The sequence below is a fragment of the Gluconacetobacter sacchari genome (genome assembly GCF_014174255.1).
GTDB lineage: Bacteria > Pseudomonadota > Alphaproteobacteria > Acetobacterales > Acetobacteraceae > Gluconacetobacter > Gluconacetobacter sacchari.
On record NZ_JABEQJ010000016.1, the window covers coordinates 25,522 to 45,648 of the forward strand.

Here is a 20,127-nt window from a genome sequence, read left to right on the forward strand (position 1 = left end):
AGCTCATGGTTTTCCTCGACACATATCAGCAGCAGGTGGCTCTCTTGATGCGGGTTGTTCCTTTCGTCGCGGAGGAACGGATTTTCGCGCTCAAGGGTGGCACTGCGATCAACCTGTTCGTGCGCGACATGCCACGCCTTTCCGTGGACATCGACCTGACTTATCTGCCGGTTGAGGGACGGCCCGCATCACTTTCTGCGATTGATGCCGCGATGCTCAGAATCAAGGAGCGGATCGAACAGGGCATACCCGGTGTGAAGGTCAATACCTCACGCTCGGCCGATGAGAACGTCGTGACCAAGCTGGTCGTTCGGGTCGGGGGTGTACAGATCAAAATAGAGGTAACGCCGGTGTTGCGAGGCACCGTTTATGATCCGGCTGTGACAAGCGTGGTGCCCGCTGTCGAAGACGTCTTCGGTTTTGCCGAGATGCAGGTCGTGTCTTTCGCCGACCTTTATGCGGGCAAGATCGTAGCTGCATTCGACCGCCAGCATCCCCGCGACCTTTTCGACGTGCGCGGCCTGCTGGCGAACGAGGGTGTCGACGATGCATTGCGTCGAGCTTTTCTGGTTTATCTCATCAGCCATAACCGCCCGATGGCTGAAGTTCTTGCCCCGACCCGCAAACCGCTGCGCGAGGAGTTTGAGAGGGGCTTTGTCGGAATGACGGAAGAACCCGTCACTCTCACGGAACTGGAGGCCGCGCGGGAAGCAATTATCGCCGAGATGGTCGCTGCCATGCCGGAGGATCACCGGCATTTCCTCCTCAGCTTCAAGCGAGGCGAACCGGATTGGGAGCTACTTGGGATACCGGAAGCCCAGCATCTACCTGCTGTCATATGGAAACAGCGCAATCTTGCCAAGCTATCTGATGCCAAGCGGACTGAACTGACCGACGCATTGGAGCGGGTCTTGTTTTCATGAGCATGAATTGTCCATCAAAATCCGCATTGTCTGACAATGAAGACGCAGGTAAAGGCGGATGGTCATGTGCCCTCTGGACCACCCAAAATGACGTAAATGACGACATTATGTGGGTTTTTGTGTGGGATAAATTTTTATGGTCATGCAATAAATGTTAATAAATCAATATGTTGATTTGTTTTTGCGGCGGACATCCCCTCCGCCAATTTCCTGATCAATCAAAGATTTGAGCGGATCCACAGCGGGCCGTTGTGGGCGACCTATGTCATCGGCTCTTCGTTTATCGTCATGGTGACGATTTCCGCTGACTTCCCGTAAAGGACTGGAATTTTTTACATCGGGCCATGTACGCGATCCTGTCTGGCCCGATGATTGCCGGGTTTTTGCCGGCCCGGCGATGATGGACGGGGGAGGAAAGGGAAAGGGGGCAGTTCCCGGTCGGGCCCGCCTCCGAACCTGATTCGGTCCGCAATGTGGTCGACTTCCTATGAAGCGGCGGACGGGGCGAGGTTGATGTAGGGCAGGTGCTGGCGGTCGATTTCCTCGAACGCTTCCGCGTAGCCGGCGTCGGCATAGCGCATGACGCCCAGGCTGGTGTCGTTGGTCAGGGTCAGGCGCAGGCGTTCGTCGGCTTCCGGCGAGCCGTCAGCAATGATGGTGACGCCGGCGCTGGTCATGTAGCCCGCATAGCCGCCGCCGCCGGAATGGATGGCGACCAGATCGGCCTGTGACGAGCAGGCGAGCATGGCATTGAGCAGGGGCCAGTCGGCGATGGCGTCCGACCCGTCCTTGAGGTTCTCGGTCATGATGTTGGGGTGGGCCATGGCGCCGGCATCCAGATGGTCGCGCGTGAAGGCCACGGGGCCGGAGAGGATGCCCTCGCGCACCATGCGGTTGACGGCCAGCCCGACTGTCGTGCGGTCGCCATGGCCCAGCCACGCGATGCGCGCGGGCATGCCCTCGACGGGGATGAAGCGGCGGGCCAGCGTGATCCAGTTCGTGACCGACGGGTTGTCGGCGAAGGTTTCCAGCAGATAATCGTCGATCCTGCGCAGGTCCGCCTGGTCATTGGACAGGGCGATCCAGCGGAAGGGGCCGATGCCGCGGGCGAAGAGCGGGCGGAGATAGGCTTCGGTAAAGATCGGGATATCGAAGGCGTGGGCGATGCCGGCCTTGCGGGCCTGGGTGCGGATCAGATTGCCGTTGTCGAACACGACCGCGCCGGCGGCGCGGAAATCGAGCATGGCCTGCACATGGCGGGCAATCGAGTCCAGGGCCAGCCGGGACAGGGCCTCCGGCTCGTTCTGGCGCAGGGCCCGGGTCTCGTCGAGGGAGAGGGCGGCCGGGACGTAGCCATAGACCAGGTCGTGCGCCGAGGTCTGGTCGGTGACGATATCGGGGATGATGCCGCGCGCCAGCAGGGCGGGGAAGATGTCGGCGGCATTGCCGCACAGGCCGATGGAACGGGCGTCGCCGGTCGCGCGGGCTTCCGCCACCAGGCGCAGGGCGTCGTCCAGCGAGGTGGCGCGATGTTGCAGATAGCCGCTGTCGATGCGGCGGCCGATCCGTGCGTCATCGACCTCGACACACAGGATGATCGCGCCGGCCAGCCGCCCGGCCAGGGGCTGGGCGCCGCCCATGCCGCCGAGGCCGGAGGTGAGGATCAGCCGGCCGGTCAGGTCGCCGCTGAAATGCTGCTCCGCGATGCGGCGGAAGATCTCGTAGGTGCCCTGGATGACGCCCTGTGAGCCGATATACTGCCAGTCGCCGGCCGTCAGGCCACCCCAGCAGATCAGGCCCTTCTTTTCCAGCCGATAGAATTCCTCGGCCTTCGCCCATTGTCCGACGATGTTGCAGTTGGCCATGACGACGATCGGCGCGCGCTCGTGCGTCCTGACCACGCCGATCGGCTTGCCGGACTGGACGATCAGGGTTTCGTCATCGCCCATGGTGGTCAGGGCGTGGACGATGGCGTCGTGCGACGGCCAGTCGCGGGCGGCCTTGCCCAGGGCCGCGTAGACGACGAGGTTGGCCGGGTCCTCGCCGACGGAGAGGACGTTTTCCAGCAGGCGCAGCAATCCTTCCTGCCGCCATCCGCGACAGCGCAGATTGCCGCCCGAGGTGACGCCGAATGTCTGGTTCGTCATGGTCTGGGCCCTCTTGCGCATGTCATTGTCGCTGGTGTCATGTGGTGCTGATGCCGTGTAGCGCGTAGCTGGTCAGGTCGATCCCGAGCGCGCGCTCGACTGGGGGATAGACCGCGGGGTCGAGCACGCTCGATGAAAGCGGGAACTTGGTCTTTTCCACGTGCAGAACGAGGATTTCCATCCCTTCGGTGACTTCGCCGACGCTGAGCGGATGCCCGTCGGGTGACAGGGTGGTGATGATGTCCGGGAAGGAGGCGATCCGCTTTCCGCCCGCATCGTCCAGGGCCATGTATTCGTTCATGACATGCAGCGTGACCGCGCGGTCGCCGGTGCCGACGGTGATGGTGCCGATATCGAAGGCTTCCGGTGTGTAGACGACCGATTTCCGCGCCACCTTGCCCCGCGCCACGATGGCGCCGTCGAGGGTGCGGGCGATGGTGTCGATGATCGCGCTGCCGCCTTTGGGGCGGGCGGCCAGCACGGCTTCGCCCAGTGCCAGCGCGCGCGAGATGCCGCCCCAGGCGGCGTGGCGCTTGACATAGGCGGCCGGCAGCGGGTTGCGGCAGGAGGCGATGAAGCCGCCGGACATGTCGGACGCCGTACGCAGGATGGGCGACACGCGGGCGGTGGCGCCCTTGGCGACCACTTCGAGATAGGCGCCATTGGCGCGGTTGCCGCCCACCACGGCCTGGATCATGGGTTCGGGCGAGCCCGCCATGCCGATCGAGCCCATGTCGCCCGTGGGGTGGGCCCGCATGTCGCCTACCGCGTCGACGACCCTGGTGCCCAGGATGGCGCCGGGCAGCCAGGCGTTCAGCGTGCTGGACTTGCCGTTCTGGCCGATCATCAGCCCGTAGATGGGGCGGCCCAGTTCCTTTTCCACCAGCCGGACGGCGTTGACGTAATCGACGCCCAGCATCTGCCATGCGGTGGTGCTGGCGGGGGCGCCGATGGCGGCGGCGGTCGCGATGATCGCGTCGTCGGGGATCTCGTCGGCGCCGACCAGTTCCGGCTGGCCGGCATTGATCGCGGCTATGCCCAGCATGCGGCCATGCTCCACCCAGCCGCCGCCGCCACATGCGAAGATGGAACCGCCCGCGATGGCGGCTTCGACATCCTTTTCAACCAGTATACGGCCCATTTCGGTTCCTTCCCGTGCAGTTCAGGGGGTCAGTCGATGCGGTCGCGCATGGCCAGCGCCTCGGCCAGGACCATCGTGCCGCGCGTGGCGTCTTCGGGGGCGCACCATTCGTCCGGGTCGTGGCTGCGGCCGTCGCGGCAGGGGACGAACAGCATGGCCGTCGGTGCCAGCCGTGCGACGAAGGCGGCATCGTGACCGGCGCCGGACACCATGTGCCGGGTGCTGAAGCCCTGTGCGTGGGCCGCGTCCTCGACCAGCGCGGCCAGGGCCGGGTCGCAGGGCGTGGGGTGCGTGTCGGACTGGATGGTGAAGCGCGCGAGGGTGGTGCGGCTGGCGGCGGCGGCCTCGATGCAGGCGCTGCGGATCGATGCCACGAGGGCTTCGGCGACCGGACGGTTGGAAACGCGGATATCGACGACCAGCCGCGCCGCGCGCGGGACGACGTTGGACGCGCCGGGCGACAACGCGAGCACGCCGCAGGTGGCCGTGACATGCCCTGCGCCGGAGCGGGCCAGCGTGCTTGCCTGGTCGTGGACGAAGGTGACGATGGCGGCGGCAGGCACCGCGGCGTCCTGCCGCAGGTCCATCGGCGTGGTGCCGGCGTGGTCGGCCCGGCCGGTGAAGGTGATGTCCAGCCGGGTGACGCCGGCGATGGCGTCCACCACGCCGATCTGGATGCCCGCCTGCTCCAGGACGATGCCCTGTTCGATATGCAGTTCGAAGAACGCGCGGATATCGGTGCGGCGTGGCGTGTCCAGCCGGTCGGGCGCGCCGCCCATGCGGGTGATGGCGTCGGCCAGGCCTTCATCCCAAGGTGCGCGCAGGGTGCGGTGCTCGGCTGACAAAGCGCCGGCCATGCCGCGGCTGCCGATGCAGGACAGGCCGAAATCGCTGGGTTCCTCGGCCAGGAAATCGACGATGTCCAGGTCATGGCGCAGGGCGAGGCCGGCATCGGCGAAGGCTCGTGCGGCTTCCAGCGCCGCCAGCACGCCCAGGATGCCGTCGAAACGGCCGCCATCGGGCACCGTATCGGAGTGCGAGCCGCTCATGAGCGTGCCCAGGTCGGGCATCGTGCCGGGGCGGCGGCCGATCAGGTTGCCGGCGTCGTCGATGCGGGTGGTCAGGCCGGCCTGTCGGAACCGGTCCGCCAGCCATGCGCGGCCTTCGAGGAAGTGCGGCGAAAAGGACCGCCGCGTGTGGGGGCGGCCCGGATCGGTGATGGCGGTCAGGGCGTCGAGATCGGCCTGGAGGCGGTCGGGCCGGATGTAGGCGGCGACGCTCATCGCACGCCCGAAGGTTGTTCGGGCGTGATGAAGCGGCCGGTGCCCGGTTCGGCGAGGACGGTCCGGCCGTCGAAGACCTGTCGGCCGCGCAGCCAGGTGCCGGCGATGCGCCAGTCCAGTTCGCGGCCCGCATAGGGGCTCCAGTCGGTCAGGACATTGTCGCTGGCGGCGGGGTCGTAGCGCCATGTCTCGCGCCGGGCGACGGTGATGTCGGCATCGCGGCCGGGTGCCAGGCCGCCCTTGCCGGCGGCGAGGCGGAACAGGCGGGCCGGGTTTTCCGCCAGCAGGCGGCTGGCGTGGGTGGGGGAGAGGTCACGGCGCGAAAGTTCGGTCAGCAGGAGCGGATACAGCATGTCCAGACCCGGCACGCCCGATGCGTTCCTGAGCATGTCCGGGTCCGACTTGCGGGCCAGAGACCAGGAGACATGGTCGGTCGAGACGATCGTGACATTGCCGGCGGCCAGGTGGTGCCAGAGGCCTTCGACCTCGGCGCGGGGGCGGACGGGGGGATTGATCTTGGCGCGGCCGCCCAGGCGGGCGACGTCATGCTCCTCGTCCAGGACCAGATAATGGATGCAGGCTTCGACGGTCGTATCGAATCCCTGCCGGCGATAGGCCTCGCACAGCGCATAGCCGCGCGCGACCGAGCAATGGACGACATGGGCCGAGCAGCCGGTGCCGGCCGCCGTTTCGTAGATCTGGGCCATGGCCAGCGTTTCGGCCAATGCCGGCCGGGAGAGGCCGTGGGCGCGCCAGTCGGTGATGCCCGCGCGGGCGACCGCCGCGATGCGGGCGCGCACCAACTCGTCGTCCTCGTTATGGACGCCGGCGATCAGCCCGGTACGGGCGACGGCCTCGAAACAGGCGGCCAGCAGGTCGGGCGGGATACGGGGGAAGCGGACCGGATCGGTGCCGAAGGTCGAGAATTTGAAGCCGCAGGCACCGGCCTGGGCCATGGCCGGGATGTGGGCGGGGCCGTCATCCGGTGCGATCGTCCCCCAGAGGGCGTAATCGATTCGGGCCTGCGCGCCGGCTTCCTGCGCCTTCTGGCGCAGAGCGTCGGCCGTGCAGACCAGGAACCCGTCATCGTACGGCATGTCGGCGATCGTCGTGACGCCGCCGGCGGCGGCGGCGCGGGTGCTCCAGACGAAATCTTCCTGCCCCTTCTGCGAGCGGGAATGGACCTGGGCGTCGATGGCGCCGGGCAGGATCAGCGCATCACCGTGGTCTTCGACATGGCGGGCCGGTGGGGCTTCGTTCTGGCCCAGGCGGCTGATGCGGCCGCCATCGACGGCGATCCAGCCATCGTCGAGCACCGCATGGGGGGTGACGACACGGCCTTTGAACAGCAGGTCATGCATGGGCATTCTCCTGAAACGATGGCGGTGGAAAGGCGAGGTCCGCCGGCAGCGGGGCGGCCAGGCGCGTTGCGAAGCGGGCCAGGACGTCTTCCGTCCTCTGCACGGCGTCGGAGACGGCATGGCTGTCGTCGAGCAGCGGCACATGCCGGTCGAGTTCGACCAGCAGGTCGCCGGGGCCGCCGGCCGGTCGGGCATCGGACAGGCGGATGGCCTGCCGGGCGGCGAGGGCTTCCAGCGCGATCAGGGGGGACAGCAGGCTGGCTTGCAGGCCCAGCGCGCGGGCGACGGAGGGCAGGTAGCTGGCTTCGTCCTCGAACCCGTTGGCGACGGGGATCTGGTAGAGGGAGGCCGGGGTGGATTCGCGCAGGATCGCGGTGGTGAGGTCGGCGGCCAGTTTGGTCGCGGCGCCGAAGGCGACCTGGCGACCGGGATCGAGCGTGAGGTTGCGCGGCAGGCCCGACAGGTCTTCGCGGCAGGAGGCGAGGATGCGGCCCAGCGTGCTGCGGGCGTAATGACACAAGGCGATCACCAGTCCCTGCGCATCGAGTGCCAGTGCAAGAGGCAGGGAGGCGCCGGATGTCATGGCCCGGCCGTGGAACAGGATCGGGTTGTCGTCGGCGTGGGCGATCGTGTGTGCCAGTGTGGCTTCGGCCCTGTCGAGCGCCGTGACCAGGGCCCCCGCGATCTGCGGCATGCAGCGGAAACTCAGCGGGTCCTGCAGGTTGCGGCGGGGCGACCAGTCGCCGGGACGGGTGAGGCCTTGCAGATAGCGGGCGACGCGGGCCTCGTCCTTCAACCCGTCCAGGCGGGCGGTCTCCCACGGGATGCCGAAGGCGCCGAAGCCGGCGGCGGCCAGCACGAACACATGCAGCAGCAGCGGCAGGCGGTTGCGCAGATCGGCCGTGGCCAAGGCCACGCCGGCGACGCCCAGCGCGTTGCTGGACAGGACGGACATGACGTCCTTGGGGCCGGGCACCAGCGGCGGCAGGCCGAACCGGGCCCGCAGGGGGGCGGAAGGATGGGCCGGGCCGCCTTCGGGAGCGAAAGCCAAGCCCTCGCCCAGCAGGGTCGCGCCGATATGGCTCATGAGGCCGACATCCGCGCAGCCGATCGAACCATATTCGGGCACGGCGGGCGTGATGCCGGTATTCAGCAGGTCCGCCAGGGCGGCGGCCAGGGGCAGGCTGGCCCCGGTATGGCCGGTCAGCAGCGTGTTGAGGCGGATGGCCATCGCGGCGCGGACCACCCGCACGGGCAGATAGGCGCCGGTGCCCAGCAGATGGGAACGCAGGAGCCGGAGGGCGTATTTCGGCCTGTCCGCGTCCGCGACGCCGTTATCCTTGAAGGCCCCGACCATGCTGGTGGTGCCGTAGATGCCGTCTCCACGGGCCAGGGCCTCGTGCAGCGCCTGCTCGCCCGCGCGCAGGCGGGCGACTCCGTCGGGGCCGAGCGCGACCGGCGCGCCGTCGGCAATGGCGGTGAGATGGGCCAGCGGCAGCGTTTCGCCGGAGAGGGAGAGGGGGGTCACGATGGTCTTTCGTCCCTGGTTGCCGTCCGCAGTGTCCCATTGCGGCCTCCGGGTTCCGGTATGCTTTTTTTTGCATGGCCCACAGGATTTTCCGCATTGTGAGCCCGGGCGAAGGGGGGCGACAGCAGTGCCGCCAGTGCGGGCAGCGCGGCCAGTGCGACATAGAGGGCCGCGCTGGGCACGCCGTGCCAGGCCAGGCCGAGGCTGGCGAGCAGGGCCGGGGCGAAGCCGCCGAACAGTGCGACGGCGGCGTTGTAGGACAGGGCGATGCCGGTGGCCCTGATCCGCGATGGAAACAGGCTGGCGATGCCCAGCGGCGCGGCGCCGACGAACAGGGCGACCAGTCCGCACAGGCTGGCCGCGACCGCGATCATGGTCGGTGTATCCGGATGGGATTTCAGCATGCCGAGGATGGGGGCGGGCAGGGCGATCAGCATCATCGTCGCCACCACCAGCATGCGCCGGACGCCGAGACGATCGGCGATCGCGCCGGCTGCCAGCGAACCGGCGACCAGGGCGAGATTGCCGGCCAGCGAGGCGACATAGCTGGCATGGGGGGTGACGCCGCTGAAACGCTGGGCGTAGAGCGGCAGGTAGATGACCAGCGCGTAGGGCGCCGCACCCCAGAGCAGGGACAGCCCGAGTGCGGCCATGAAACGGCCGGCATGGTTGTGGGCCAGATCGTGCAGGATCGGGGCGTGATCGACGGTGGTGCGCGGTGGTGCGGATTCGCCGCGACGCAGGATGAGGCCGAAGGGAATGATCAGCAGGCCGATGGCAAAGGGCGCCCGCCAGCCCCATTGCGCCATCTGCGCGTCGGTCAGCAGGGCGGTCAGGCCGGCGGCGACCGCGGCGCCGAGCATGTTGGACAGGCCCATCGTGGCCTGTAGGAACGAGCCGGCAAAGCCGGCGCGGCCCTTGCCCGCGCGTTCTACCAGGAAGGAGGCGGCGCCGCCGATTTCGCCACCCGCCGAGATACCCTGCAACAACCGTGCGAGGCAGAGAATGACGATGGAGGCGCGGCCCGCCACGGCATAGGGCGGGTCGCACAGGATCAGTGCGGTGCCGGCGCCCATCAGCAGGCAGGTGAGCATCAGCGCCGGCCCGCGCCCCCGCCGGTCGGCGAACTGGCCCAGCAGCAGCGCGCCCAGCGGACGGGCGACAGCCCCGAGCGCGAAGACCAGCAGGCTTTGGGCCAGTTGCGACAGATGGTCGGTCGGCGGCAGCAGGGCGCGGGCGATATAGGGCGCGAACAGGGCGTAGACCGAAAAATCGTACCATTCGAGAAGATTGCCGATGCAGGCAGCGGCAATCATCGTTTTTCCGGTTCGCCCGGGCGGAGTCTGGCGCGGCATGACGGGGCTGCCGGTCAGAAATCCGCGCTGACGGTGCCGAAGAACTGCCGGGGCGCGCCCATCATGAAGTAATTGAAGTTGGTGTTGACGAAATTGTTTCCCAGTTCGTTCGTTGTGGCGATGTAGGTCTTGTTGGCGAGGTTGTAGATATTGAAGCTGGCGGTGAGACCCTTGAACGGTCCGACCTGGCCGAAATGGTAGCGCATGCCGAAATTCATCAGGAAATAGCCGGGTACGCGCAGGTCGTTTGTGTAGGTCAGTTCGCGGCGGGAGAGGTAGGTGCCGTCGACATGCGCGTCAAAATTGCCGATGGCGTAAGTGATGTTCCCTTTATACATGAATTGCGGATAGTTCGGCACCAGCTTGCCGCGCGTCGGTTGCAGGCCGGTCGATGTCAGGACGTTCTGGTCGTACGTCGAATGGGCGTAGGAGAACGAATTGTAGATCGACAGCCCGCGCACGGGACGCAGCGTGACGCTGGCCTCGGCGCCGTTGGTCGTGACGCCGCCGACATTCTGCACGGCGGTGACGGGATTGATGCCGGCCTGGCTGGTGATCAGTTGCAGGCGGTTGGAGAAATTGATGCGATAGAGGGAGGCCAGCGCGCTGATCAGCGGCGAGGTGTAGCGGTAGCCGCCTTCATAGACCCAGTCGGTTTCCGGCTTCAGCGTGTTGCGGGTGGCCTGGAAGGCATTTTGCGAGGCGGTCCATGGAGTGGCGGAGACGTTGGTACCATACCCGTCCAGCGGGAAGGCGCGCATGTTGTGCGACACGTCGAAGAACAGTTCGTTATGCGGCAGGAAGCGCCAGTTGGCCGAGACCTGGGGCAGGAAGGCGTTCGAGGCTTCCAGATGGCCCTGGGCGATGCGCGTGCCGTTGATGGTGCCGTCCTGCGTCGGGACCGAATTGCCGGAATTGACGATCATGGATTTGAAGCCGGCATTGATCGTCAGGTTGTCCGTGACCCTGTAGGTATCCTGCAGGTGGAACACGAAGGTACGGGTCGAGAAGGCTTCCTGCCACGCGGTGGCGAACACCTTGTCGGCCGGGAAGCCGGTGGTGGGGTTGCCGAGCGTGCCCTGGCCCAGTAGCGGGGCTTCGGAGAAATAGCGGCCTTCATTGAAATTACCGTATTCGTACCAGACGCCGGCATTCAGCGCGTGGCGCGCGACCTTCCATGTGAGGGCGGTCTGGAAGCCGCCGCGTGCCACGTTGGGCGTCTGGATACGCTGTGACAGCGGCGCGCCATTCGGCGAGTGCATGTACGGCGTCGTCCAGGTGCTGTAGCCGTTGTCGGCGTGGCCGTACAGCGTCGTCTTCCAGTTGAGGGACGAGGTGAGGTTTTCGTCCAGCGTGAGGCCGCCGAGATAGTCGGTGCGATTGGCGGTGCCGGCATAATAGGCGGCATCGAACGGATCGTTCGTCTTCTGTAGTTCCGCGGGATAGGTGCCGAGCGCCGCGTTATAGGCGGCCGCGTAGTTGGGATAGTAGTTCGCCAGGTTGGGGCCGACCGTGTGCAGCCAGTTCTTGGTCATGTCCTGGTAGTCGAACTGCTGGATCGAACTCCAGTCGAAGAACAGTTTGAGGGACGAATTGCGGGCCAGCGGCTGGATCAGCTTGGCGTTGACCTGGTCGGAATGGTCATAGCCGCCGCCTTTCCACAGATTGCCGTTCAGCCGGGCATAGGCGACGTAGAAGCGGGTGCCGGTGGTGTTGAGGTCGCCGCTTTCGAAACGCGCATAGGTGCGCATGGTCGAATTGCTGCCGAAGGTCTGGGCGACGGTGCCCCCGCGCACATGGGACGGGTCGAGCGAACGGATCTGGATCGCGCCGCCCAGATTGCTGGTGGACGCGACGTCGATCGCGCCCGCGCCCTGCGAGACGTCCACGCCGCCGACATCGTCGGAGATGATGGCGCGGGTGACGGCAAGGCCGTTGTAATTGTTGAACTGCTGGTCGCCGAGTGGAATATCGTCGAGCGTGAAGCCAAGCTGCGGCTGGCTGAAGCCGCGCATGAACAGTTGGCTGGAATATTCATAGGCGCCGAACGGATCGGCCGACTGGTAGATCACGCCGGGAAGCTGGCTGAGAACCTTCAGCGGCGAGGTACCGGGCGTGCTCTGCTGCATCATGTTGCGCGTGACGCTGGTCATCTGCCGGGTGGAGCCGTGGCCGAAGACCGAGATCGCCTCGATGGCGGGGGCGGGCATGCCGGCGGCGCGATGACCGGGCGCATGGGTGTGCGCTGCCGCCTTCTTCGGGGTGCGGGGTTCCGGCGCGGGAGCGGCCGCGTGAATCCGGGGCGCGATGGCGAGGCCGCCGAGCATGGTCGAGAGCGCGAGAATCCGGAGTGAGGTCATCGGATTATTCCTTGTCGTATCCGGTGGAGGCAACGTCTTCGGGGCGCAGGCCGAACTGGTAGAGCGCGACGGTGGCCAGCCCGATGGCGGCCGCCGTGAGCATGGAGGGGGTGAAGCTGCCGAACCGGTCGGCCAGCAATCCGGTCACGGCCGGGGCAAGCGCGCCACCGAGCGAGCCGCCGGTATTCTGGATCGCCTGCAAGGTGGCGACCCGATGGTCGGCCGCGATGACGGTACCGAGCATCCAGCCGGTGCTGAGGGCCAGGCCGCCCGCGAACAGTGCGATGCCCATGAAGGCGATCATGACCGCCAGCCCCGTATGCAGCGTGGTCAACGCGGTGGCGATGGCGGCGACCAGCATGGCGAGTACCAGCGGGGTGCGGCAGGCGTTCAACCGCCCCACGCCCCTGACGGCCAGATGGTCGACCACGAAACCGCCCAGCACGCTGCCGGCGAAACCGCAGAACTGGGGCAGCGCGGACAGCATGCCGGCCTGCCCGATCGTCAGGTGGCGGGAGGTCTGGAGCCATGCGGGCATCCAGGTGGCATAGAGCCAGGTGATGTAGATCACCCCAGCATAGCCTGCCGTCAGCACCCAGCTTGAGCGCCGGCACAGCAGGTCGCCCAGATCATGGCGCAGCGACTGCACGATACCGGCGGGCACCGGGCCGTCGGAGCGGGGCAGGGCCTGACGCATCGCCGCGTTCAGCGGCAGGTCGGCGGGGTCGCGATAGAAGCGGATCCACACGACAGCCAGTACCAGGCTGGCGGCGCCGATCGCGACCGACATGCCCCGCCAGCCCCAGACCATCATGATCGCGAGCAGCAGCGGCGGCGCCATGGCCGGCCCGAGCGCCGCGGAGCCGTTGAACAGTCCGAGCGGGCGCCCACGCTCGTGCGGCCGATACCAGCGGACCAGTGCGCGGGTGCCGGAGAGGAACAGTGGCGTTTCGCCTATCCCCAGCCCGATCCGCGCCAGGAACAGGCCGGTGACACCATGCACCAGGCCGAAGGCCATCTGCGCGCAGGACCACAGGACCAGGCCCGCGCCCAGCAGAACGCGGCTGTCGAACCGGTCGGCCAGCAGGCCCGTCGGGATCTGTCCGGCCAGGTAGGCCCAGGCGAAGACCGACAGCAGCAGGCCCATCTGGGTGTAGGACATGTGCATGTCGGCCATCACGGTCGTATTGCTGACCGACAGGGCGGCGCGGTCGATATAGCTGATGCATCCGGCGGCCATGAGCAGCAGGACCGTGATCTGGCGGCGGCGGCGCAGGGCGGGCGTCAGCAGGGGCGCGATCATGCTCATGCGACCGATTTCCGGCCCGCGTTGCCGGCTTCGGCCTGGATTTCCGCCAGACCGGCGCGCAGGCGACCGATGATGGCGAGGTTAGGGTGGTCCTTCTTCCAGATCAGCCGCGTCGTCATCCGGTAGCGGTCGGGGAGGGGGATGGCATGTACCGCGTGGGCGCGGAACGACCCGGCAGGCAGGATGGCGCAGCAGGTGCCGTCCTCGACCAGGCGCAGGATCAGCGACAGCGACTGGGTTTCGAAGATGCCGCCCGGTGTGATGCCTTCATGATCCAGATAGCGATCCGTCACCCGACGCAGGCCGGTGCCCAGGGCGGGCACCGTCAGCAGGTAGGAGGTCAGCGCGATACGGGGAGGCTGGTTGGGCGGCGGGCTGTGCGCGCGGCCGAAGACGAGGAAGATTGCGGATTTTTCCAGTTCCGAACTGTCGAAATCCAGCGGGATGTCGATCAGGTCGGACAGGCCGGCATCGAACCGGCCGTCGAGCAGGCCGTCGACCATCTGAGGTGCGGCGATGGTCGAGATCGTCAAAGGCGGCTGATAGCGGCGGTGGCGCCAGAGGCGGACCAGGTTGGCCAGCAGCACGGTCAGCGAACTGTCGCTGCTGGTCGGCATCATGGAGGCGAGTTTCAGAGTCTTGAAGGCGCGGAAATAGCTGAAATTCTCGTCGCGCATGATCTGCCGGTGGGCCTGTTCCACCTGCTGGCAGCCCTGGCGCAGGGCCTCGGCCTCGGCCGTCGGCAGAACGCCATGGGGGCTGCGGACGAACAGGGGCCGGCCGAGGATTGCTTCCAGCTTGCCGATCTGCCGCGACAGGGTGGGCTGTGTCAGCGACAGGCGCTGGGCGGCAGCGGCGATGCGGCGGGTTTCATAGACCGAGAGGAAATAGCCGATCATGCGCAATGTCAGGCCCGACCCCAGCAGTGCGCGCAGACGGTGCGTCGGCAGCGGACAGGCCGTGTCGCGTTCCGGCGGGGCCATGCCGGCGCGACCGTCATGCTCGATCAGGGTCAGGTACCAGGCCAGCAGGTGCAGGGCCGACCGGTAGAGACTTTCACCCTGGGCGGTGGTGGCGGCCCTGCTGCCCCGACGGAATGCGGAACGTGACAGCAGCGATGTCGCCATGGCCTGCTCCAGCGCGGAAACGCTGTGGCTGAGCGTGGACGCGCTGACGCCGAGCAGCGGGGCCGCCGCCGCGGCGGAGCCTTCTGTGACGAGGCTCGTAAAATAGATCAGGGCTGGAAGTTCCATTTCCACGGAGCCTTATGACAATAGGAATGGTAGCGCGGCTTGTGTGGGTTATTACTGGTTCATCCTTATAATCACATATATTCATGTTGATATTAAAATTAGCGATCAACGGTCGTATCGAAGCATCGCCGTAATGAGCGTGCAATTTCAATTAGCCCGCAGGCATGGCATGCGCATGAAAAAGCATACGTCAACGGTCGAGGGGGGAAGCGGTTGCCGCCGGCCGGCACCGGCGATAGTGGCGCGGGCGCGCGGGAAATGGCCGGTCGGGCGTTTGTCAGGGGTACAGGATGGATGGCGGCCAGGCCGGAAGGGGCATGGCGCCCGGCCGATGGGCCGGGCTCAGGGAGCCGGTTCGTCCATCAGGGCACGAGCGGCCATATTGAGAAAGACCGGTTCGCCGGGGATGCCGAGTTCGGCTTCGATGGCTTCCAGGCGTTTTTCCAGCGCGAACAGGAAGATCATGAACTGATGGTGGGCATGGGCGTGTTCGCCCTGATAGCCAAGGGATTTCTCGCAGAATTCGCCCTGCCGGCACAGATCGAGATTCAGGCTGTAATATCCCCGGCACACCATCGGGCGCGCGGCATAGATCGAGCAGCTTCCGTCGAAGAGGAAGGGGCAGGCCGACGGGGGCGAGGTCAGCCGTTCCTGAAGGATATGCAGGCGCTCGGGCGAAAATGTCTGTCGTGCCTCATGAACGGCGAGCGCTGCGAACAGCGGATTGACCTGTACCAGGCTGTGGCAGCAGGTATCGCAGCCCTTGCCACAGGCCAGCGGCACGACGGGGCTGAGATGCGGCAATGCGTCCGCCACCTCGTCGCACAGGGAGAGGATGCGCCGGGCCAGGAGAAGGAGGTCGGCTCTGCTGCCGGCCACAGGCCGGTCGCGCCTGAACATGGCATCGGCCTGGTTCATCTTCTGGCGCATATAGGCCAGGGGGGAGGCCGCTTCGGGAGCGGCGCTGTCGCTGCTCATCGAATGGTCAGGCGGTCCGGGGATGACAATGTGGGCGGTGTTGCCGTCGGCTTGCGTTCTGCCCCGACAGGGCAAGGATTTTCGTGGAGTTTTTCTTTTTCGTATATTTCATAAGGCGTGGAAAATCTTGCAACCTGGCGATGTAAGGGGATTTTTCCTATGCTGTCATGAATGATTCGGACGGTCAAAGGAAAAGGCCCGCCGATCAGAAAGCATGCAGGATCACCGATGATTTCGGCCCGCGGGAAATAAACCTGTTCGGCACGCGCGGGTCGTGGCCGATCGACAGGATGAGGTCGGCGCGTTCGATGGTTTCATGCATGTTGAAGCGCGACGGGTAGTGTGGAACTACGGGACAGAAGGTATGGAACCCTGGACTTGCTTCGAAAAAGTGGAGAGCGCTTTCCGAGGATGAAAGGCTATATCCATGACGAAGCAACGACGTTTTACGCGAGAATTTGAGGATGAGGCGGTTCGCCTGGTGCATACGAGCGGTCGGACGCGGCGGGCGGCGGCGGACGATTCGGCATTTCTTCGGGTATGACATGTGGAACCTCGCCCGGGGCAATGGGGCCGACCTGCTGTGGTGTAGAAATCTCGACTAAATCTGACGGATGGTTCCTGCCTGAGCCGCATCTATCCGTCCGAGCGTGACCGGCGTCATGGGGCCGACGCGGTCGTGGTTCGGGTCATTGATTACCGTCTGGAAGGCATCGCCGGCGCCGAACCGATCTATCGTCTGATGACCACCATCCTCGATCCCCAACGCGCCCAGGCGGACAAACTTGCCGCGCTCTATCATGAGCGATGGGAAATCGAGACTGCGCTTGACGAATTGAAAACCCATCTTCGCGGCGCGCGGATCACGCTGCGGTCGAGGACGCCCGACCTCGTGCGGCAGGAGTTTCACGGGCTGATCATGGCCCATTTCGCAATCCGTTCCCTGATCCATGAGGCCGCTCTCAAAGCCGACGAGGATCCCGACAGGCTCTCCTTTCTTCACGCCGTCAGGGTCGTGCGTCGCAAGATGGCCGCAGCCGTCGCGTTTTCCCCCTCGGAAGCGGACGATCTTCCATATTGCCTCTAGAACTGTACGTCCACGACGAGGTTGTCGTTGTACGACCCTGCCGGCGGTGTTGGCTGCGTTGTCAGGATGTGTGCCGTATAGGCGAATTGCTGCTGCGTTATGCCATCGAGGCTGTTCGGATTGACATCCGCGGTCGAGTCGGCGCGCCTTTGCATGCCGGTAGACCCCCAGCGGTCGGTCGTCGATTGCTTGTAGATTTCGTAGCGGAGCAGCGATCCGGCGCCGTTGCTCATGGCGCGGCTGGTGCTGTCGGCGTTGTTGCCGTCGCTGATTCCGACCGTGTAGGTCGAGCCCCTGGTGCAGCCGACGGTCAGGGACTGGTGGATGTCGGTGAAGGCGGTGACGAGAGGGCTGGGCGCGAAGACGACGTTCGGCGCGGTGATCCGGCAATCCGCCGTGATGGTGAAGGTGAGGGGGATGGTTTCGGGCACGGGGGTCGTCTGGCTGTCGAGCCCCGCGCAGAGACCCAGCACGCCGATCCCCCAGCAGACGTTCCATGTCCAGCCGATCGTCACCGAACCGGTATAGACCCCCGCGCTGACATTGTAGGAGCCGGGTGGAATCCGGACGTAAAGCGGCAGGGTGCCGTTGATGCCGTTGAAGAGGCCGAGCAGGCCGATCAGGCTCGTTTCGGACCAGTTGATCGTCTGACCCGCCGTATAGGTCGTCGCGCAATTCGCGGACTGGCAGAGCTGCATCGGCAGGCTGTCGCCCGCCGGATTGGTGAGGGCGCCGATCGACTGGATCTGGGCGTTGACGGTCTGGGTATAGATAAGGGAGAGAAGCCCCCCGTTGCAGGAGAAGCCCGAGGAGATTTCCGTCGTGCTGCCGCCCGAACTGACGGCGAGAGAAGAAAGCGAGCCGAGTGGCGTGGTGCCGGGGGTAGAGACGCTGCAAGCCGCCCAGGCCCGCCCGCCCGTCAGCGTCGCCAGAAGGAGCAGGGTCAGAAATACCAGTGGTTTCATGGGGTCGGCACGCTCCGGCAGACAAGGGGGCCAAGGCGGACCTGTCCGGCCGAGGCGGCGGGAACGGCGTCGGCCGTGGCGATGCAGCGGTCGCCGGAGGGCAGTGACGCTTCCAGCTTTTCGCCCCGGCTGATGCCGTTGAGATACAACATGCCATCCCAGCCGACATAGGCATCGGCTTCCGCTTCCGTGTCCGCCGCGCGTACGGATGTGCCGACGGGCAGCGGTTTGCCGGAGGGGTCGGTCAGACGGATCAGGACGGTCAGCACGTGCTTCATCGGGAAGCGGACGAGATAGCCGCTGCCATACTGGACGGCGACGCGCTGCTCGACCATCCGGGCCTGAAGGTCCGCCGGGAGCGAGAGCGTGTCGATTTCGTATTTCGCGGGATAATAGGACGTCGCATAGGGTACGAGCAGATGGCCGCCCGCGTTGGTCTTGCCGACGAGCTGGTTTTCGTAGCGGACCGGCACGCCCGCCACGTGGTCGGTGCTGACGACGGCGAAGGCGTCCGGGACGCGGTTGCCGAAGAAGGCCGCGCCGTCCAGCAGCGCGATCGATCCCTGGGCTTCCGCCCAGCGCGTGGTGTCGCGCACATCGCCGTAAAGGCCGCCCTGGAACTGGGCGAACGGGCCGCGCCAGGTCGCCGAGCCTTCGACGTAATCGGCGCCGCCGGCCTGGCCGGTGCCGTTCGCGTGCTGGTAGTTCGCGGTCCAGCCGAAATCGCCCCTTGCCGCGACGGAGCGGGTGGCCGTGACCTGTTCGGTGCTTTCCCCGTCCGCCCGGCGGCTCCATCCCGCGGTCGCGGTGCCGTAGGCGCCGAAGGGAATCACGATCTGGGCGTAGCCGGCCCAGCCGTCGCTCCGTGCGTCCAGAGTGCCCAATTGCCGGTTGCCGGACAGGGACAGGCTGATGCCGTGCCAGAGCGGGAGCGTGTCGGTGATGGTCGCGAACCGGGTGCGCCGGCCGACGGACGGCGTGATGTCGAAATAGCCGAGGCTGAGCGAGCCGAACGGCTTCAGCATGAGGCTTGCGCTGGCCTGGAGGCTCGAAAGCGGCAGGCGCGTGAAGCCGGGATCGTAGGTCGAAAGATCGGCATAGCCCCGCGTGCGCCAGGTCTTCTGTGCGGCGACCGTGAAATTCCTGTGGGTGTACTGATAGCCGGCCACGAATTGCTGCCCGTCCGTGGGCAGGGTCGTCCTGGCGTTTGTGGTGCGGTTTCCGGGGCGGCGGCTGGCGCTTGCGGCGATATTGACGACGCCGAACCGCTGGCCGATCTGGGCGAGCAGCCCCAGTCCGCCGAGGAGGAGGTGGGGAGCGGCCTCGGCATGGGTTTCCAGCGTGAGGACGGGCAGGAGGCCCCGGCGGTAGGAGGCATTGACGCTCGGCGCGCCATAGTCGAAATCCGCCAGGCCGTAGCGTTCGCGCTGCGCGCCGAGGGCGAGCGTGTAGTCGCTGTAGCCCGGGTGCAGCAATGTGCTGGCGACGTAGAACGGCACGCTGGTTTCCACCCGTCGGCCCAGCGCGTCGGTCGTCACCACCGTCGCCTCGCCCGCGCCGTTGATGTAGGGCAGGTCGGTCAGGCTGTAGGGCCCTGGCTGGACGGTGCTGTGCATGGATTGCACGCCGTTGACCAGCAGATCGACGCTGGTGGGGACGGACGCCTGGCCTGAGAATTGTGGCAGCGGGTAGGTCACGATGTCGGGCCGCACCGAGAAATCGCGCGAGATCTGTATCCCGCCCAGCCTGATCGTGCTCGACCAGGCCAGGGCGTGCGTTACGATGTCGCCGGCTTCGGCGGTCAGCACCCGGTTCTGATCCGAATAGCGCCAGGTCGTGTCGTAGCGGCGGTACGAAGCGCGGTTTTTGCCGTTGCCGACGGTGCCCTCGAATCCGAATTGGGCGACGCCTGTGTTCGAAAGCGTGCCGAACGCGCCGAAAATCCGCTGCTCGTTCCATAGGGAGAGATTTGCGAGGCCGGTCGCCTGTGTGGCGTACGCATCGTAATTGAGGATGGCGCCGAAGCTCGATCGTGCCTTCTTCTCCTCGACCAGCCTGTCCCGGGCGAAGTGCTGCGCCGGCAGCCAGTGCGTCGGGACAGAGAGAAGCAATTTCTGCGCCGTCGAATCATAGCGCGTGCGCAGGCCTGCGATCGTGGCCAGCGCCACCGGTCCTTCTTCGTTGTTGGGCAGATGCGCGCCGAGTCCGAGCGCGCGAAGAGCCGGCGCGGCGAGGAAGAAGCGCTCGCCCTTCGCCAGAACGGGCTCGACGCGACCCGTATCGAGCCCGTTGAGAACGAGATCGAGATAGAGCGTCATGCCCGTGTCCACTGTCGCCGCCCCGAAGCTGTGAGGCGGCGGAGGCAGGGCGGCCGCCCGCGCGCCGTGGTCTCGGACCGCCGTGAGCGCCAGCATGCAAAGGACCGCCCGCCGCGCTT

The 20,127-nt window shown here is 66.3% G+C and carries 15 protein-coding genes; 2 read left to right on the forward strand and 13 right to left on the reverse strand.

The window, feature by feature from the left end:
* Positions 1–5 precede the first annotated feature (5 nt).
* Positions 6–923 (forward strand): nucleotidyl transferase AbiEii/AbiGii toxin family protein, encoded by a 918-nt coding sequence (locus HLH48_RS12825; RefSeq protein WP_220795109.1) that lies wholly within the window; start codon positions 6–8, stop codon positions 921–923.
* A 485-nt stretch (positions 924–1,408) separates the two neighbouring features.
* Here HLH48_RS12825 and HLH48_RS12830 read toward each other — a convergent pair whose 3' ends face one another.
* The 11 genes from HLH48_RS12830 to HLH48_RS12880 all read right to left on the reverse strand — a co-directional run bounded on the left by HLH48_RS12830 (position 1,409) and on the right by HLH48_RS12880 (position 16,185).
* The gene (locus HLH48_RS12830; protein WP_182997916.1) at positions 1,409–3,070 is read right to left on the reverse strand and encodes a urocanate hydratase; all 1,662 of its coding nucleotides are present in this window, start codon (positions 3,068–3,070) and stop codon (positions 1,409–1,411) included.
* A 37-nt stretch (positions 3,071–3,107) separates the two neighbouring features.
* Positions 3,108–4,211: a DUF917 domain-containing protein gene (locus tag HLH48_RS12835; RefSeq protein ID WP_182997917.1), complete on the reverse strand. Its 1,104-nt coding sequence runs from the start codon at positions 4,209–4,211 to the stop codon at positions 3,108–3,110.
* 29 nt (positions 4,212–4,240) lie between these two features.
* Positions 4,241–5,494 (reverse strand): Zn-dependent hydrolase, encoded by a 1,254-nt coding sequence (locus tag HLH48_RS12840; protein ID WP_182997918.1) that lies wholly within the window; start codon positions 5,492–5,494, stop codon positions 4,241–4,243.
* A complete protein-coding gene (locus HLH48_RS12845) occupies positions 5,491–6,855 on the reverse strand; it encodes a dihydroorotase (protein WP_220795110.1) in 1,365 nt (454 codons plus the stop codon). The genes HLH48_RS12840 and HLH48_RS12845 overlap by 4 nt, the downstream gene beginning before the upstream one ends.
* Entirely contained in the window at positions 6,848–8,383 is a 1,536-nt protein-coding gene (locus HLH48_RS12850) for an aromatic amino acid lyase (RefSeq protein WP_182997920.1), read from the reverse strand. The genes HLH48_RS12845 and HLH48_RS12850 overlap by 8 nt, the downstream gene beginning before the upstream one ends.
* Positions 8,380–9,699, reverse strand: a complete 1,320-nt coding sequence (locus HLH48_RS12855) for an MFS transporter (RefSeq protein WP_182997921.1) — start codon at positions 9,697–9,699, stop codon at positions 8,380–8,382. The genes HLH48_RS12850 and HLH48_RS12855 overlap by 4 nt, the downstream gene beginning before the upstream one ends.
* Positions 9,700–9,752: 53 nt before the next feature.
* A complete protein-coding gene (locus HLH48_RS12860) occupies positions 9,753–12,098 on the reverse strand; it encodes a TonB-dependent receptor (RefSeq protein WP_182997922.1) in 2,346 nt (781 codons plus the stop codon).
* A gap of 4 nt (positions 12,099–12,102) precedes the next feature.
* Positions 12,103–13,407, reverse strand: coding sequence for an MFS transporter (locus HLH48_RS12865; RefSeq protein WP_182997923.1), 1,305 nt, complete (start codon positions 13,405–13,407; stop codon positions 12,103–12,105).
* Positions 13,404–14,660: a LysR family transcriptional regulator gene (locus HLH48_RS12870; RefSeq protein ID WP_182997924.1), complete on the reverse strand. Its 1,257-nt coding sequence runs from the start codon at positions 14,658–14,660 to the stop codon at positions 13,404–13,406. Before HLH48_RS12870 ends, HLH48_RS12865 begins: the two co-directional genes overlap by 4 nt.
* Positions 14,661–15,002: 342 nt before the next feature.
* Entirely contained in the window at positions 15,003–15,638 is a 636-nt protein-coding gene (locus tag HLH48_RS12875; protein WP_182997925.1) for a YkgJ family cysteine cluster protein, read from the reverse strand.
* Between the two features lie 205 nt (positions 15,639–15,843).
* Positions 15,844–16,185 (reverse strand): hypothetical protein, encoded by a 342-nt coding sequence (locus HLH48_RS12880; RefSeq protein WP_182997926.1) that lies wholly within the window; start codon positions 16,183–16,185, stop codon positions 15,844–15,846.
* 87 nt (positions 16,186–16,272) lie between these two features.
* Between HLH48_RS12880 and HLH48_RS12885 the strand changes: the two genes are divergently transcribed.
* Positions 16,273–16,725, forward strand: coding sequence for a transposase (locus tag HLH48_RS12885; RefSeq protein WP_408871452.1), 453 nt, complete (start codon positions 16,273–16,275; stop codon positions 16,723–16,725).
* Here the strand turns inward: HLH48_RS12885 and HLH48_RS12890 are convergent.
* Positions 16,722–17,690, reverse strand: coding sequence for a Csu type fimbrial protein (locus tag HLH48_RS12890; protein ID WP_182997928.1), 969 nt, complete (start codon positions 17,688–17,690; stop codon positions 16,722–16,724). The two genes, HLH48_RS12885 and HLH48_RS12890, sit on opposite strands and share 4 nt — an antisense overlap.
* Positions 17,687–20,104, reverse strand: coding sequence for a fimbria/pilus outer membrane usher protein (locus HLH48_RS12895; RefSeq protein WP_182997929.1), 2,418 nt, complete (start codon positions 20,102–20,104; stop codon positions 17,687–17,689). Before HLH48_RS12895 ends, HLH48_RS12890 begins: the two co-directional genes overlap by 4 nt.
* Positions 20,105–20,127: the final 23 nt, after the last annotated feature.

Bases quoted from the DNA above. Each gene is read 5' to 3' on its own strand.
- HLH48_RS12825 (WP_220795109.1), top strand. From the start codon at position 6: ATGGTTTTCCTCGACACATATCAGCAGCAGGTGGCTCTCTTGATGCGG.
- HLH48_RS12830 (WP_182997916.1), bottom strand. From the start codon at position 3,070: ATGACGAACCAGACATTCGGCGTCACCTCGGGCGGCAATCTGCGCTGT.
- HLH48_RS12835 (WP_182997917.1), bottom strand. From the start codon at position 4,211: ATGGGCCGTATACTGGTTGAAAAGGATGTCGAAGCCGCCATCGCGGGC.
- HLH48_RS12840 (WP_182997918.1), bottom strand. From the start codon at position 5,494: ATGAGCGTCGCCGCCTACATCCGGCCCGACCGCCTCCAGGCCGATCTC.
- HLH48_RS12845 (WP_220795110.1), bottom strand. From the start codon at position 6,855: ATGCATGACCTGCTGTTCAAAGGCCGTGTCGTCACCCCCCATGCGGTG.
- HLH48_RS12855 (WP_182997921.1), bottom strand. From the start codon at position 9,699: ATGATTGCCGCTGCCTGCATCGGCAATCTTCTCGAATGGTACGATTTT.
- HLH48_RS12860 (WP_182997922.1), bottom strand. From the start codon at position 12,098: ATGACCTCACTCCGGATTCTCGCGCTCTCGACCATGCTCGGCGGCCTC.
- HLH48_RS12865 (WP_182997923.1), bottom strand. From the start codon at position 13,407: ATGAGCATGATCGCGCCCCTGCTGACGCCCGCCCTGCGCCGCCGCCGC.
- HLH48_RS12870 (WP_182997924.1), bottom strand. From the start codon at position 14,660: ATGGAACTTCCAGCCCTGATCTATTTTACGAGCCTCGTCACAGAAGGC.
- HLH48_RS12875 (WP_182997925.1), bottom strand. From the start codon at position 15,638: ATGAGCAGCGACAGCGCCGCTCCCGAAGCGGCCTCCCCCCTGGCCTAT.
- HLH48_RS12880 (WP_182997926.1), bottom strand. From the start codon at position 16,185: ATGTCATACCCGAAGAAATGCCGAATCGTCCGCCGCCGCCCGCCGCGT.
- HLH48_RS12890 (WP_182997928.1), bottom strand. From the start codon at position 17,690: ATGAAACCACTGGTATTTCTGACCCTGCTCCTTCTGGCGACGCTGACG.
- HLH48_RS12895 (WP_182997929.1), bottom strand. From the start codon at position 20,104: ATGCTGGCGCTCACGGCGGTCCGAGACCACGGCGCGCGGGCGGCCGCC.